The 14,735-nt window shown below is 68.4% G+C and carries 17 protein-coding genes; 11 read left to right on the forward strand and 6 right to left on the reverse strand.

Annotated elements, in window-relative coordinates; translation table 11 throughout:
- The first annotated feature begins 14 nt into the window (after positions 1-14).
- From ACODSL_RS08950 to ACODSL_RS08965, 4 genes are all read left to right on the forward strand, one after another.
- Entirely contained in the window at positions 15-728 is a 714-nt protein-coding gene (locus ACODSL_RS08950; protein WP_488900334.1) for a response regulator, read from the forward strand.
- Positions 725-2,314 (forward strand): HAMP domain-containing sensor histidine kinase, encoded by a 1,590-nt coding sequence (locus ACODSL_RS08955; protein ID WP_488900335.1) that lies wholly within the window; start codon positions 725-727, stop codon positions 2,312-2,314. The genes ACODSL_RS08950 and ACODSL_RS08955 overlap by 4 nt, the downstream gene beginning before the upstream one ends.
- A 227-nt stretch (positions 2,315-2,541) precedes the next feature.
- A complete protein-coding gene (locus ACODSL_RS08960; protein ID WP_488900336.1) occupies positions 2,542-2,745 on the forward strand; it encodes a hypothetical protein in 204 nt (67 codons plus the stop codon).
- A gap of 86 nt (positions 2,746-2,831) precedes the next feature.
- The gene (locus ACODSL_RS08965; protein ID WP_488900337.1) at positions 2,832-3,173 is read left to right on the forward strand and encodes a hypothetical protein; all 342 of its coding nucleotides are present in this window, start codon (positions 2,832-2,834) and stop codon (positions 3,171-3,173) included.
- 143 nt (positions 3,174-3,316) lie between these two features.
- On the opposite strand, the gene ACODSL_RS08970 is transcribed toward ACODSL_RS08965, so the two are convergent.
- The 3 genes from ACODSL_RS08970 to thiS form a co-directional block, all read right to left on the reverse strand.
- Entirely contained in the window at positions 3,317-3,568 is a 252-nt protein-coding gene (locus tag ACODSL_RS08970) for a hypothetical protein (RefSeq protein WP_488900338.1), read from the reverse strand.
- Positions 3,569-3,766: 198 nt separating this feature from the next.
- Positions 3,767-3,979: a cold-shock protein gene (locus ACODSL_RS08975; protein ID WP_488900339.1), complete on the reverse strand. Its 213-nt coding sequence runs from the start codon at positions 3,977-3,979 to the stop codon at positions 3,767-3,769.
- 228 nt (positions 3,980-4,207) lie between these two features.
- Positions 4,208-4,408: a sulfur carrier protein ThiS gene (gene thiS / locus ACODSL_RS08980; RefSeq protein WP_488900340.1), complete on the reverse strand. Its 201-nt coding sequence runs from the start codon at positions 4,406-4,408 to the stop codon at positions 4,208-4,210.
- Positions 4,409-4,474: 66 nt separating this feature from the next.
- On the opposite strand from thiS, the gene ACODSL_RS08985 reads away from it, so the two are divergent.
- Genes ACODSL_RS08985 through aat form a run of 4 tightly spaced genes read left to right on the forward strand, consistent with a single transcriptional unit; the run spans position 4,475 to position 7,472 of the window.
- Positions 4,475-4,930 carry a type II 3-dehydroquinate dehydratase gene (locus tag ACODSL_RS08985; RefSeq protein WP_488900341.1) on the forward strand — a complete coding sequence of 152 codons (456 nt, stop codon included), beginning with the start codon at positions 4,475-4,477 and terminating at the stop codon, positions 4,928-4,930.
- A gap of 22 nt (positions 4,931-4,952) precedes the next feature.
- A complete protein-coding gene (gene accB, locus ACODSL_RS08990) occupies positions 4,953-5,468 on the forward strand; it encodes an acetyl-CoA carboxylase biotin carboxyl carrier protein (protein WP_488900342.1) in 516 nt (171 codons plus the stop codon).
- Positions 5,469-5,477: 9 nt separating this feature from the next.
- Complete coding sequence (gene accC, locus ACODSL_RS08995; protein ID WP_488900343.1) at positions 5,478-6,821, forward strand: acetyl-CoA carboxylase biotin carboxylase subunit; 1,344 nt, start codon at positions 5,478-5,480, stop codon at positions 6,819-6,821.
- Entirely contained in the window at positions 6,822-7,472 is a 651-nt protein-coding gene (gene aat, locus ACODSL_RS09000) for a leucyl/phenylalanyl-tRNA--protein transferase (protein ID WP_488900344.1), read from the forward strand.
- Here the strand turns inward: aat and ACODSL_RS09005 are convergent.
- Both ACODSL_RS09005 and ACODSL_RS09010 read right to left on the reverse strand, forming a co-directional pair.
- The gene (locus tag ACODSL_RS09005) at positions 7,436-8,032 is read right to left on the reverse strand and encodes a DUF2155 domain-containing protein (protein WP_488900345.1); all 597 of its coding nucleotides are present in this window, start codon (positions 8,030-8,032) and stop codon (positions 7,436-7,438) included. The two genes, aat and ACODSL_RS09005, sit on opposite strands and share 37 nt — an antisense overlap.
- Positions 8,033-8,039: 7 nt before the next feature.
- On the reverse strand, positions 8,040-8,435 hold the full coding sequence (locus ACODSL_RS09010; protein ID WP_488900346.1) for an NADH:ubiquinone oxidoreductase subunit NDUFA12: 396 nt from the start codon (positions 8,433-8,435) through the stop codon (positions 8,040-8,042).
- A gap of 192 nt (positions 8,436-8,627) precedes the next feature.
- Here ACODSL_RS09010 and ACODSL_RS09015 point away from each other — a divergent pair, with 192 nt between their 5' ends.
- The 3 genes from ACODSL_RS09015 to ACODSL_RS09025 all read left to right on the forward strand — a co-directional run bounded on the left by ACODSL_RS09015 (position 8,628) and on the right by ACODSL_RS09025 (position 12,854).
- The gene (locus tag ACODSL_RS09015) at positions 8,628-11,141 is read left to right on the forward strand and encodes a TSCPD domain-containing protein (protein WP_488900347.1); all 2,514 of its coding nucleotides are present in this window, start codon (positions 8,628-8,630) and stop codon (positions 11,139-11,141) included.
- Between the two features lie 211 nt (positions 11,142-11,352).
- Positions 11,353-11,844 (forward strand): pentapeptide repeat-containing protein, encoded by a 492-nt coding sequence (locus ACODSL_RS09020; RefSeq protein WP_488900816.1) that lies wholly within the window; start codon positions 11,353-11,355, stop codon positions 11,842-11,844.
- Between the two features lie 98 nt (positions 11,845-11,942).
- Positions 11,943-12,854, forward strand: coding sequence for a pentapeptide repeat-containing protein (locus ACODSL_RS09025; RefSeq protein ID WP_488900348.1), 912 nt, complete (start codon positions 11,943-11,945; stop codon positions 12,852-12,854).
- Positions 12,855-12,869: 15 nt separating this feature from the next.
- Here ACODSL_RS09025 and aspS read toward each other — a convergent pair whose 3' ends face one another.
- Positions 12,870-14,651 carry an aspartate--tRNA ligase gene (aspS, locus tag ACODSL_RS09030; RefSeq protein WP_488900349.1) on the reverse strand — a complete coding sequence of 594 codons (1,782 nt, stop codon included), beginning with the start codon at positions 14,649-14,651 and terminating at the stop codon, positions 12,870-12,872.
- Between the last annotated feature and the right edge of the window lie 84 nt (positions 14,652-14,735).

Consider the following 14,735-nt stretch of genomic DNA (forward strand, 5'->3'; position numbering starts at 1 on the left):
CGGATGATGCGCCCATGACCCGTTCGATCCTGATCGTCGATGACGACCCCCATATCCGCCAGCTGCTGGCCTTCGCGCTGACGAAGGCGGGGCTGGAAGCGCGCGAGGCCGAGGACGGCGAGGCGGCGCTGGCGGCGGTGGCCGCGAACGCGCCGGACCTGGTCATTCTCGACATCAACATGCCGCGCCTGAACGGACTCGAGGTCTGCCGCCGGCTGCGGGCCCAGGGCGACCTGCCGATCCTGTTCCTGTCTTCGCGCGACGATGAGATCGACCGGGTGCTGGGCATCGAGTTGGGGGCCGACGACTATGTGGTCAAGCCGTTCAGCCCGCGCGAGGTGACCGCCCGGGTCCAGGCCATCCTGCGCCGCGCCGGCGGCCGCGCCACGCCGCCCGCCGCCGGTGACGACGAGGCCGCCATCGTGCGCGGCCGCCTGACCCTCAACACCGACGGCTGGACCGCCCTGTGGGACGACCGCGAGGCAGCCCTGACCGTCACCGAGTTCGGCATCCTGCGCACGCTGGCCTCGACCCCGACCAAGGTGTTCAGCCGAGACGCCATCATCGACCGGCTGCACGGCCCGGGCTTCGCCATCACCGACCGCACCATCGACAGCCATGTTCGGAACCTGCGAGGCAAGTTCACCGCCCTCGGGGGCCACGACGTGATCGAGACGCGCGCCGGGGTCGGCTACCGGCTCGGAGCCTGCACCGGCCAGGTTCCTTGATCGCCAGGGTCAAGGCCGCGCTCAAACGCATCTGGCCGCGGCTGAAGCTGCGGACAATCCTGCTGTCGGTGCTGTTCGGCGTCGCCGCCATGCCGGTGGCCGGGGCCGTCTTCCTGCGCGTGTACGAGAACACCCTGGTCCGCCAGACCGAGGTCGAACTGGTGTCCCAGGGCGCGGCCCTGACCGCCGCCGCGGCGACTCTCTGGCCGGGTATCGCGCCGTCGACCAACCCGCCTGACAAGACCGCGCCAGGCTACTACACGCCTGAACATACGACGATCGACCTCAGTCGGTCTCCGGTGCTGCCTGCCCGTCCGCCGGCCTTGCGCGGCGCGGCGCCGGCCGATCCGGCGGCGATAGCGGCGCTGCCTGCACTACGTCGGGTGATCGACGAGACGACGCGCACCACCCTGGCCTCGGTGGTCGTGCTCGATCGAAACGGCGTGGTCGTCCAGGGACTGGGTCGCGGAGGCAGCCTGCGCCGCCTGCCAGAGGTCGCTGCGGCCCTGCGCGGCGACACCCGCACCGTGCTGCGCCGCCAGTCCGACTACCGCCCGCGCTACTCGTTCGAATGGCTGAGCCGCGCCTCGGGCATTCGTCTGCACTACGCCCGGCCAATTGTCGTCAATGGCAAGGTCGAGGGCGTACTGCTGCTGTCCCGGTCGCCCCGCGCCCTGTTCGGCGGGCTCTACGAGGACCGCGGCAAGTTCCTCGCCGGTCTGGCCGGACTGATCCTGATCCTGGTGATGCTGTCGGGCCTGATCGCCGGCGGCATCACCCGTCCAATCGTGGCGCTCAGCCGCGCCTCGCGCGACGTGGCGGCGGGAGTCGGCGACATTCCCGAAACGCCGGCGACGGCGGCCATCGAGATCCGTCAGCTCTACGAGGATTTCCGGGCCATGGCCGAGGCCATCGACCGACGCTCCCGCTATCTCCGCGACTTCGCCGCCGCCGTCAGCCACGAGTTCAAGACGCCGCTGGCGGGCATCGGCGGAGCGATCGAGCTGTTGCAGGACCATGGTGAAACCATGAGCCACGAGGATCGGGCGCGTTTCCTGGCCAATATCGCCGACGACAATGCCCGCCTGACCCAGCTGGTCACCCGCCTGCTCGACCTCGCGCGCGCCGACATGGCCCAGCCCGGGGTCGGCCAGGCCGTCGACGTCGGCGACATCGTCCACCGGATGGTTGATGCGCTCGGCGGCTCGACGCTGTCCATCGAGGCGGGCCTGCCGCCGGATCTGCCGGCCGTGGCCGTACCGGCCGAGGCCATCGAGACGGTGCTGACGGTCCTGTTGGAAAACAGTCGCCTGGTCGGCGCAACGCGGGCCTGGGTTTCGGCGACGCACGACGCTGCGGCCGTAATCCTGTCGGTCTCCGACAATGGCCCCGGCGTGGCCGAGGCTGATCGCGACCGCCTGTTCGAGCCCTTCTTCACCAGCCGCCGGGCAGCGGGCGGGACGGGCCTTGGCCTGCCCATCGCCCGCTCCCTGCTGGCCGCAAGCCATGGCCGGGTCAGTCTGGCGTCCTCGGCGGGCGGGGCGAGGTTCGAGGTCGTATTGCCGGTCGCGGAGGTCGGCGGCTGACTGAAGATCCTCCCCCCTCGGGGGAGGTGGCTCGGCTAAGCCGAGACGGAGGGGGTCACCCCGAGCTGTGGACATCTGAGCGGACCCCCTCAGTCACCGCTTCGCGGCGACAGCTCCCCCGATGGGGAGCAACTGAAAGCCGTCGCCCCCTGCACTTCATCTCCACATCCCCTCCCTCACCGCTCGGCGCGGCCCGTCCAGCATCGGAGAAATAGGGAGGACCTCACATGCTGCAGCCCGCGCCCGCCGAGAGCGGCTACGCCATCGTCGTCCAGCCGGAAGCTGATCGCTGGCTCTGGGCCCTGATGGATCTGGACGCCGTGGTCACCGCCAGCGGCATGGCTGATAACCGGGACAGCGCCTGGAAGTGCGGAACCCTGGCCGCAGCGACCATCGCGGCGCTGAGGCGGGGCGCCCAGCGTGGCATCTGACCGTTAGCGCTGGTCGCGCCGTCCCCCGGGGCGCATAATCCGTCCTCGCCCCTCGCCCCCCGGCCCGCGGCGCCCGGGAGAGTCGATTGCCGCCGTCAGACAAGCCAGAACCGCCAAAAGCCGCCAAGGGACCCGGGTTCGGGTCACGCCGCGGCAAGCGATCGCTCAAGCTGCTGAAGACGCTGCGCGGCGACGGCACGTTGATGGCCGCCGGTCGCATCTTCGCTGTCGGCTACCAGATGGACCTCTATGCGGACGGAGACCGGTCCGTGGCCAGCGGCTCGCTCGACGGCGACTTCACGGCTCTGGCCGACGATCTCGAAGGCGGCGAGGCCGTTCTGACGCAGGAAGACGGCGTGGACACGCCCGTCACCCTCGAGAACGTCGAGGACGACGGCGCCGAGTTCCAGGTCCGGTATTCGGACTAGCCGAGGAAACACAGGGTTGGTTGCTCCCCTCTGGGGGAGCTGTCAGCCCGAAGGGCTGACTGAGGGGGTGTTTCCACCGGAGTGGACCCCCTCCGTCTCGCCGTCGGCGAGCCACCTCCCCCAGAGGGGAGGATCAGCGGGAATTACGCCCCGAGCGCGCTGACGGTCACCTGGCCGACTTCGACCTTAACACCGAGGAAGCGCATCTCACCGCCGAGGAAGCTGATCTCTTCCATGGCCACGGTCGGGCTGCGCTTGAGCAGGGCCGCGTCGCGATGGGTCAGATGCAGGGTCATGGCCGACAGGTCCGACCCCTTTTCGCCGGCTTCGGCGATGGCGCTGCGCAGCAGCAGAATCGTGTCGTGCTTCGGGACCGGACGGTTCGCGATGCTCATGGTCTTCGCCTTTCTCCCCCGCAGTCCCGCGAATGACGGGACACTGATCGGGCAGGACGGCGGATGGGCGAGTCGCCGGCAGGGCTCCCATCGGAAGCGTCGCGCATCCTAGCACGGACGGTTCCATGACAGGCGCACAAAAGAAAACGGGCCGGCGTGAGCCGACCCGTCGTCAGTATCTGAATGAAGCTGAAAGCCTCAGTCGGCCGACGTCAGCTGGCCAGCGGACGTCTTGCCGCTGCGCTGGTCGCGCTCGAGCTCATAGTTGAGCTTCTGACCTTCATGGATGGAGCCGAGCGAGGAGCGCTCGACCGCCGAGATGTGGACGAACACGTCGCCGCCGCCCGCGTCAGGCGCGATGAAGCCGAAGCCCTTGGTCGCGTTGAACCACTTAACTGTTCCGGTAGCCATAGTATTGTAGCCTTGTAGACATAAATTTCAGCCCGCGAGATGCGGCTGCGCGATCAAATTCTCAGAGGTTTTGGAGGGCTACTTCGGGCGTCCCGGGACGGGATACCGAAACGGCTGGCCGCGCCAGATCGAACTTCGATGGCTTGGAGGTCTCACGAAAACGCATGACCGGCAAGATATTATTTCCGGCACTACTGAAACGGCCGCCAGAAACACTGCCGAAATTGTCTATCCCCCGCCGATGAACGTGACGATCTCGAAGCGGTCGCCATCGTGCACCGGCGTGGCCGCGTGCAGGCTCCTGGGGACGATTTCGAGGTTGCGCTCGACGGCCACCTTGCGGGTCTCCAGACCCAGCGCCGCCACGAGATCGGCGACGGTTGCGACCGCCTCGACCTCCCGTTCCTCGCCATTGATATACACGCGCATGACGCTGCAGCTTGTGACCCCGGCCCGGCGAAGATACAAGGGCCGCCGAAACGACGGCGGGGCCTGATGGCGAAACCGATCCATGTGCTGAGCGGCCCCAACCTCAATCTTCTGGGGGTCCGTGAGCCCGAGATCTACGGACGAGAGACGCTGGCCGATATCCAGGCCCGCTGCGAAGCCCGGGCCAAGGGCCTCGGCTACTCGATCGTGTTCCGGCAATCCAACCACGAAGGCGAACTCATCGACTGGGTCCAGCAGGCCCGGACCGAGGCGTCGGCGCTCGTGATCAACCCCGCGGGCTACGGTCACACTTCCGTGGCCCTGCTCGACGCGCTGAAGACTCTCGATATACCCATCATCGAGTGCCATCTGTCGAACCCGGCGGCGCGGGAGACGTTTCGCAGGAAGACCTATGTGTCGCTGGCCGCCACCGGAGTCGTCTCCGGCTTCGGGGCGAACAGCTATGAACTGGCGGTCGAGGCCGCCGCCGGCCTGATCGGCGCCTCCGGCGCCTCGGCCTGATCCGCAGACAAGGTAAAGCTTCATGTCCAGTCCCAAGGCCGCTCCCGAGTCCGGCGAACCCCAGGCCATCGACACCCGCGTGGTCCGCAAGCTGGCCGACATCCTCAAGGATACCGGCCTGACGGAAATCGAGGTCGAGAGCGGCGGTCTGAAGATCCGCGTCGCCCGGGAGGTGACCGTTCAGCAGATGGCGCCGGCTATGACCCATCAGGTCGCCGCCCCCGCCGCGGCCCCTGCCCCCGCCGCGCCCGCGCCGGTCGCTGCCCCGGTCGCTGAAGCCGCCCCGGCCGCTCCGGCTCACAACGGCGAAACGATCAAGTCGCCGATGGTCGGCACCATCTATCTGCAGGCCACGCCGGGCTCCGACCCGTTCGTCAAGGTTGGCCAGACCGTCACCCAGGGCCAGACCCTGCTGATCGTCGAGGCCATGAAGACCATGAACCCGATCCCGGCTCCGAAGGCCGGCAAGATCGTCGAGATCCTGGTGTCTGACGCCCAGCCCGTCGAATTCGGCGAGCCGCTGGTCATCATCGAGTAGGCCAGAGCCGTGTTCGACAAGATCCTGATCGCCAACCGCGGCGAAATCGCCCTGCGGGTTCACCGCGCCTGCAAGGAAATGGGCATCGCCACCGTGGCGGTCCACTCCGAGGCCGACGCCAACGGGATGTGGGTGCGGCTGGCCGACGAGAGCGTCTGCATCGGCCCGGCCCCGGCGGCCAAGAGCTATCTCAACATCCCTTCGATCATCGCCGCCTGTGAGATCACCGGCGCCCAGGCCGTTCACCCCGGCTACGGCTTCCTGTCGGAAAACGCGCGCTTCGCCGAGATCGTCGGCGCGCACGGCTACACCTTCATCGGGCCCAAGCCGGAACACATCCGGATGATGGGCGACAAGATCACCGCCAAACAGGCCGTCATGGCCGCCGGCATCCCGGTCGTGCCCGGCTCGGACGGCGCCCTGACCACCGAGGAAGAGGCCTTCGCGGCCGCCGACAAGATCGGCTTCCCGGTCCTGATCAAGGCCGCCGCCGGGGGCGGCGGGCGCGGCATGAAGGTCGCCGAGACCCGTGAAGACCTGTCCGAAGCCGTCGCCACCGCCCAGAGCGAGGCCCGCGCGGCCTTCGGCGACGACGCGGTCTACATGGAGCGCTATCTCCAGACGCCGCGCCACATCGAGCTGCAGGTCATCGCCGACAGCTTCGGCAACGTCGTGCACCTGGGCGAACGCGACTGCTCGCTGCAGCGCCGCCACCAGAAGGTCATGGAAGAGGCCCCCTCCCCGGCCCTGTCGGCCGCCGAACGGGTCGCCATCGGCAAGGTGGTCGTCGACGCCATCAAGGCCATCGGCTACCTCGGCGTCGGCACGATCGAGTTCCTCTGGGAAAAGGGCGAGTTCTTCTTCATCGAGATGAACACCCGTCTGCAGGTCGAGCACCCGGTCACCGAAGCCATCACCGGCATCGACCTGGTGCGGGAACAGATCCGCATCGCCGCCGGCCTGCCGCTTTCGTTCACGCAGGACGAGGTGGTCTTCGAAGGCCACGCCATCGAGTGCCGCATCAACGCCGAAAACGCCCGCACGTTCGCGCCGTCGCCCGGCACCATCAACGGCTTCCACGCCCCCGGCGGCCTGGGCGTGCGGCTCGATAGCGCGCTGTATGACGGCTATTCCATCCCGCCCTATTACGACAGCCTGATCGGAAAGCTGATCGTCCACGGCCGTGACCGCGCCGAATGCATCGCCCGCACCCAGCGCTGCCTGGGCGAGATGGTGGTCAGCGGCGTCGACACGACGATCCCGCTGTTCCAGGACCTGCTTCAGCAGGAAGACATCCGCAACGGCGACTACAACATCCACTGGCTGGAGCAGTGGATCAAAGCGCAGGGCTAGGTGGCCCACGACGCGTTCGACATCGAAGAGCTGGTCGACTGCTATCGTCGCGGCGTCTTTCCGATGGCCGACTCCCGTGAGGATGATCAGGTCTTCCTGATCGATCCTCAGAAGCGCGGCGTGATCCCGCTCGACGGCTTCCACGTCTCGTCCCGACTGGCGCGCACCGTGCGGTCTGGCCGCTACCAGGTCAGCATCGACAGCGATTTCGCCGGCGTCGTCGAGGCTTGCGCGGCGTCCCGTCCCGGGCGACCGGAAACCTGGATCAACCAGCCCATCCAGATGCTCTATGAGCGGCTGCACCAGTCCGGTCGCGCGCACAGCGTCGAATGCCGGCTGGACGGCCAGTTGGTCGGCGGCCTCTACGGCGTGTCGCTGGGCGGGGCCTTCTTCGGCGAAAGCATGTTCAGCACCGCCCGCGACGCCAGCAAGGTCGCACTCGTGCATCTCGTCGCGCGGCTGATCGTCGGGGGCTACCGGCTACTCGACACCCAGTTCATGACCGATCATCTGGCGCAGTTCGGTGCGGTCGAAATTCCCCGCGCGGCCTACCGCCGGAAACTGGCGGAAGCGCTGGCGCTCGAGGCCGACTTCCACCGCTTCGTCGAGTCCGGTCAGGAAGCCCTGCAGGCGATCAACCAGGCGTCATAGACGGGGTGCTGCAACGGGTTGAGACCCGGCGAGGCCGCCGACATCCAGCCGCGGAACACCTGCTTTGGCGGCGGCGGCGCGCGACCGGTCAGCGACTTCGGCTGGGAGTCGATCGTCATGTAGGCCATCGAGTCCGGCGTATCCTCGTCCGGCGCGGTGGTCTCGCAGGCGCGGACGGTGAAGACGAGGGTCTTGTAGCGGATCGGCTGACCGATCGGAGCCTCGAAGCGCAGCGTCTCGGCGGTCACCTTGTCGATCGCCTGGATGATGGCGGCGCCGGAACGGGCGCGACGCGTCGGGTCGGCCGGCTTCTCGACGGCCTGAGACTTCGGCTTGCTGCTGGTGGCGGGCGTCTCGGCTGTGGTCGGGGCCGTCTCTGAGTTGGGGGTTGGGACGGCCGGCCCCGGCGGCGGCTCTTCTGGCGCAGGCTCACCGGACGTGCCCGGCGCTCCCGGCGGCGGGCTGCTGACCGGCTCGGGCGGTGGCGCCTGGCGCGCCTGCACGAGTCCGGCGGCGCTCAACAGCACCGCAGCCGCCAGCAGGGAGATTTTCAGCCGCATCGGCGTGCTACTCGGGCGTCCATGGCAGATAGTCGCCGGTCGCCCGGTCGCGCTCGCCGCCCTGGGCGATCGACCCCTTGGGCCGCCAGGCATGGACTGTGCCGGTCAGATTGGGGCGGTGGTCCTTTTCCCACGACCGGCGCAGCAGCGGCTCGATCGTCGGCGGATTGTCAAACGTGTAGCGCAGCCAGCCGTGCCAGTCGGGCGTTACCTTCGAGGCCTCGGCGTAGCCGTTGTAGATCACCCAGCGACGCTTGCGCTGGTCGTAGCTGTCACGGTTGTCGCGAGCCTCGTAATAGCGATTGCCGAGCTCGTCCTGACCGACGAACACGCCACGGCGGCCGATATGGAACTTCTGGCCGATCGTGGCGCCGTTCCACCAGGTGAAGATCGCTTTGAGCACGCGCAAATCCGCTGAAGACAAGGTCTTGAGGTAGCAGGGACCATAGCGGCGCGCTCCCTCCGCGTCCAGCGCCACGCCGGGGCGTCGCAACGCAACATCTTGTGGATGGCTCCCGTGTCGCACGCCATATCTATTGCCCGGCTTCCATGCGCTCTCTAGCCTTGCGCGAGGGTGCAGTGGAGAGTCGGGTCGATGCGTTTCGCCAGGCGATTGGCCAGGGCCGTCGCGCCGCAAGTCGAACTTCGGACGGTGGAAACCGCCGACGCCCTGACCGGCGTGATCGCGCCGCGGGGCTGGACCAGCGCCAGGGTCGAAGCCTGGCTTGACTGGGCCGACTCCGTTGCGCCCGAGGCGCCGGGTCGAGAGCGCGACGGCACGGCGTTGCTGGCCGGCGGACCGGCGCGTTTCACCGACACCTTGATCGCGCGCGCCGCGACTCTCGGCCTTTTCGATCGCCGCGCAGACCTGCTGGCGTTTGAAGCGGAGCTGACCGCCGCCATGCTTGGCGGCCTGGTCGCGTTCGGCGCCAGCCGTCAGGTATTTGCGGACACCCCCGCCCCTTCCGTGACCGATCCTGCCTTCCGGGCTGCTGCTGACCATCTGTCGGCAGACTCTCTTGGCCGGGCGCTGGCTGAACGATCGACGGAAACGCTGGCCGCGCGCCTCAACGCCATTTCTGACGCCGTGCGCCGTTGCGAGGGCGATCCCGCCGCCTGCGCTGATCCTTCCGGTAATCCGGCGCTGGCCCGGACCGCCCACGCCGCCAGGCTGGCCGGCGCCGACGACGCGTCGATCGCCGACGCCATAGCCCTGGGCTTCGCCGGCGAGAACGCCGGGCCAGCGCTGCTGGACATGGCGCCGCCGCCGCTGATGCTGGCCTTTGGAGGGGCCGACGACGATCTGGACCGCCCGGGCCTGCTGGCCTGGCGCACGGGCCGGCTGGCGCTTGCCCGCGACCAGGCGACGGCGGAACGGCTTCACGACCTCGCCGCCGGCCCTTGCGCGGCGATCCACGTCCGCGGCCTGAATTCCGAAGACCTGACTGCCGCCGTCCGCGTCGCGGGCCTTGCGATCAAGCTGGCCGCCCGCGCCGGCGAGTCGCCGCGGCTGACCCTGGCCGGCGTCGCAGAGCAACTGATGGCCGACGGGCTGGCGTGGAACACCAAAGATGCCACCCGCGCCGCGTCCGACCTCTGGGCCCTGGCCGCCGACGTCGCACGAAACCTCGATGGCGAAACTCCGGATCTGCCGGCGTTGACTATCGCAGCGTTCGAGGACGCCGAGCTTTCACTCCGCCTCGGCGGCGTCAGCCTGGGCGTCGCGCCCGTGCCCCGCGTCGTTGTCCACGCCGAGACCTTCGATGGCGAAGTCGTGCCGGTGCTGTCGGAGGCCGCCCTGCGCGGCCTGTCGGTGCTGGGCGCCGATCTGGATGCCGCGCGTCTCCACGCGCTCGGGGCTGGCACGCTCGAGGATGCGCCGGGCGTCGGCCACGCCGAGTTACACGCGCTGGGCCTCACCGACCACGAAATCAGCGCCGCCGAGAACCACCTGGTTTTCGTGACGTCGCTGCCCCAGGCTTTCACGCCCGCCATTCTCGGCGCCGGTTTCGTCTGCGACGTGCTGGGCGCTCCCGCCGAGGCGCTGGAAGATCCGGCGTTCGACACCCTCGCCTTCGCCGGGTTCTCCCTCGAACAGGTGGCCGCCGCTGAACGCTTCGCCATGGGGGCCGCCGGCCTGGACGATTGTCCCGCGCTCGATCCAGCGCAGCGGGCCGTTTTCGAGCTGACGTCGCTCGCCGACCGGCTGGCCATGGCCGCCGCTGTCGACGCCGCGACGGGACGGCCCGGCCTGACTCGGATCGCCCTGCCCTTTAAGGCCACGCCCGCCGAAGCTGCTGCGATGCTGGCTCAGGCCCTGGGTGCTGGCGTCAGCGCGGTCTGGCTGGTGCGCGAGGCGGCCCCGGCCAGCTTCGGCCTCGCCCTGCCCGAGCCCGAGGCGCCGAAGGCCGCCCGACCCGAGACGATCATCGAGGAACGCATCGTCGAGCGCCGTGTCGAAGTCGAAGTGGAGCGCGCCCGACGCAAGCTGCCCGACCGCCGCAAGGGGTACATCCAGAAAGCCGCCGTCGGCGGTCACAAGGTCTATCTGCACACGGGCGAGTACGACGACGGCGAGCTCGGCGAGATCTTCATCGACATGCACAAGGAGGGTGCCGCCTTCCGAAGCCTGATGAACAACTTCGCCATCGCGATCTCGATAGGCCTGCAATACGGCGTGCCGCTGGACGAGTTCGTCGACGCCTTCGTGTTTACGCGGTTCGAACCAGCCGGGCCGGTGACGGGCAATGACACGGTCCGGTCGGCGACCTCGATCCTCGACTATGTGTTCCGCGAACTGGGCGTCAGCTACCTGGGCCGTCACGATCTGGCCAACGCCGACGGCGAAGCGCTCAACGCGGACGGCCTCGGTCGCGGCAAGGCGGATGACGCCGCCGTCGCCCTCCAGGAAGAGCCCCAGCCGGCGTCAAAGTTCATCTCGAAGGGCTTCGCGCGCGGATCCGCGCCGGACAATCTGGTCTTCCTGCCGTTCGCCGGCCGCAAGGGCGAGCTGTCCGACGAACTGCAGCAACGCGCGGCGGGAGTCTGCCCGGCCTGCGGCGACCTGGCGGTCATCGGCGGCGTTTGCGGCGCGTGCGGGGCGAGCTGATCCCGCTCCGTCATCGTTGGACTTGTTCCGACGACCCATGCACGCGGACACATGCCGATCGCGCGCGGTCGAAGCAACCTTTCTGATTGGATGGATGGGTGTTCCTCGGTCGTCGGAACAAGTCCGACGATGACGGGTATGAGAGGTCATCTGGCCTTAAGCTTGCACGGTTAAGGGTGAATCCGACGCCCAACGGAGCATCCGTGCCGTGATGAAACCCTTTGCCGCTTTCGGCCTCGCCGCCATGCTCGCCGCCGCGACTCCGGCCTTCGCCCAGGACGCCGGCCAGATCGCCCGCGTGCAGGGCGGGGCGAGCTGCCCGCGCTGCAACCTGTTCCAGGCCGAGCTGTCGAACCGCACGCTCAAGGGCCTGAACCTGTCCGGTTCGCGCCTGCGCCAGGCGGACCTCAGCCTGTCGGTGATGAACCGGACGAGCTTCGCGGGAACGGACCTGCGCGACGTAAACGCCTATGGCGGCGTGTTTTCCAGCGCCAGCTTCGCCGGGGCCAACCTTACCAATGCGACCTTCGTCGGCGCCTACCTGCAAGGGGCGAACTTCAGGGGCGCGACGCTGGCCGGTGCGAACTTTTCCGGCGCCGAGATGAGCCGCGCGACCGGACTGACCCTGGCCCAGCTGAGCCGGGCCTGTGGCGACGAGGCGACGACTCTTCCCGCCGGACTGCGCATCCCCGCCTGTCGTTAAACCCAAGTCATTACCGCGATTTAAGTGGCCTTCCGGGCAGTGTCGCGGCAAACCGGATAGCGAACAGGCTCTCTCCGAGCCGCAGCCCCTGACGGTCCATGACCCGTTTCGCGATCGCCTTTTCGAGCCTCGTCCTGACCAGCCTCGGCCTTGTGGGACACGCCCAGGCCATGATCGACGATCGTGACGTCGCACGGCTTGTTTCCTTCGGCGGCAGCTGCGGCAAATGCGATCTGTCCGGACGGCGGCTGACGGGAGCACGGTTCGCCGGCGCCGCCTTCGCCGAGGCGACCTTCATCGGCGCTGACCTCCGCGGCGCGACCTTCATGGGCTCGAACTTCCAGCGGGCGCATCTGTCGGGCGCTGACCTGCGCGGCGCGACCATCGCCAACAGCGACTTCGGCGGCGCGGACTTCGCCGGCGCCCGGCTGGACGGCCTGGAAGCGCCGTCGGCCAACTTCATGCGCGCCAATTTCAACACCGCCAGCCTGACCGGCGCCGAATTGCCCGGGGCGAACCTGATGTTCGCCAGCCTGGTTTCGACCCGGTTCGACGGCGCCGAACTGCCGCGGGCGAAGCTGCTGCACGTTAACGGCCAGGGCGCGATCTTCGCCTCTGCCGAGCTTGACGGCGCACTCATGAGCGCGTCGCGGTTCGACGGCGCGTCGTTCAAGGGCGCCTCACTGGATCGGGCGGTGCTGACCGGCTCGACTTTCGAGGGCGCGGACTTCCGCGGGGTGAGCCTCGACGGGACGATCCTCGCCGGCGCCAATCTGGCCGGGGCCCGCGGCCTGCGTCAGGACCAGCTCGACGACGCCTGCGGAGATGAGAAGACCCGCCTGCCGGCCGGACTTCGGGTCAAGGCCTGCCGCGGCATGATCATCGTTCGCACGCCACCAGCCCCGCCAGCGCCGCCGGCCGCCCCGGCGCCGCCAGCGCGGGTCAGCCCGCCGAAGCCGCCGCCCGCGCCGCGCGCCTTTAACCGCCAGATCATCTCCATCCGGGACTAGGTCCGGATGCCGGCGTCAGCCCTTGATCGGCGGCGCGAGACGAATATGCAGCTCTTTCAGTTGCTTGTCGGACACTTCTGACGGCGCGCTCATCAACAGATCCTGACCCTGCTGGTTCAGCGGGAAGGCGATGACCTCACGGATCGCCGTCTGGCCGGCCAGCAGCATGACGATACGGTCGATGCCGGGGGCCAGACCGCCGTGCGGCGGCGCGCCGTAGCGGAAGGCGTTCAGCATGCCGCCGAACTGCTCCTCGACCACATCCTGGCCGTAGCCGGCGATCTCGAACGCCTTGAGCATGATCTCCGGCTTGTGGTTCCGGATCGCGCCCGAGCACAGCTCATAGCCGTTGCAGACGATGTCGTACTGGTAGGCTAGGATCGACAGCGGATCCTGGGTCTCCAGCGCCTCCATCCCGCCCTGCGGCATCGAGAAGGGGTTGTGGCTGAAGTCGACCTTCTTCTCCTCGTCGCTCCACTCGAACATCGGGAAGTCGACGATCCAGCAGAACTCGAAGCGCCCCTCGTCGATCAGCTTCAGCTCCGTACCCAGACGGGTGCGGGCCGAGCCGGCGAACTTGTAGAAGACCTTCGGATCGCCGGCGACGAAGAAGGCGGCGTCGCCCTGTCCGAGGCCGAGGCTGTCCATCAGCGCCTGGGTCTGGTCGGCGCCGAGGTTCTTGGCGATCGGGCCGCCCCAGCCGCCCTGGTCCTCGCTCCAGAACACATAGCCGAGGCCCGGCTGGCCTTCGCCCTGGGCCCAGCTGTTCATGCGGTCGCAGAAGGCGCGCGAGCCGCCGCCCGGCGCGGGCACGGCCCAGACAGCGTTCTTCGCGTCGGCGTCGAGAATTTTGGCGAACAGGCCGAAGCCGCCGCCGCGGAAGCTCTCCGACACGTCGCGCATCTTGATCGGGTTGCGCGTGTCGGGCTTGTCGCTGCCATACCAGGCGATGGAGTCGGCATAGGCGATGCGCGGGAACGGGTACGGCGTCACCGGCTTGCCGTCGGCGAACTCCTCGAACACACCGTGCATCACCGGCTCGATGGCCGCGAACACGTCTTCCTGGGTGACGAAGCTCATCTCGACGTCGAGCTGGTAGAATTCCAGGCTGCGGTCGGCGCGCAGGTCCTCGTCGCGGAAGCAGGGCGCGATCTGGAAGTAGCGGTCGAAGCCCGAGACCATCAGCAGCTGCTTGAACTGCTGCGGAGCCTGCGGCAGCGCGTAGAACTTGGACGGGTGCAGCCGCGACGGAACCAGGAAGTCGCGCGCGCCTTCCGGCGAGGACGCCGTCAGAATCGGCGTTTGGTACTCGAGGAAGCCCTGGCCGACCATGCGGTGGCGGATCGAGTGGATCACCTTCGACCGCAGGACGATGTTCTTGTGCAGGGTCTCGCGGCGCAGATCGAGGTAACGGTGCTTGAGGCGCAGCTCCTCGGGATAGTCTGGCTCGCCGAACACCGGCAGGGGCAGTTCGGCCGCTTCGGACAGCACCTCGATGCCGGTCACGCGCAGCTCGACCTCGCCGGTGGGCAGGTTGGCGTTGATGGTCTCCGACGAGCGGGCAACGACTTCGCCGTCGACGCGGATCACGCTCTCGGTGCGGATACGCTCGATCAGGTCGAAACCGGGGGTTTCCGGGCTGATGACCAGCTGGGTCAGACCGTAGTGGTCGCGCAGATCGACGAACACCAGCCCGCCATGGTCGCGCTTGCGGTGGATCCAGCCGGACAGGCGCACAGCGGCGCCGGTGTCGGAAGCGCGGAGCTGGCCGCAGGTGTGGGTGCGATAAGCGTGCATTTTCAGGTCGTTTTCAGGCGCCGAAGCGCGAATTTCGGAGGCGCGGAAGGGCGCATGCGTCCCTCGGATTGTCAAGGTTCGCGC

The organism is Caulobacter sp. FG121 (genome assembly GCF_057809815.1).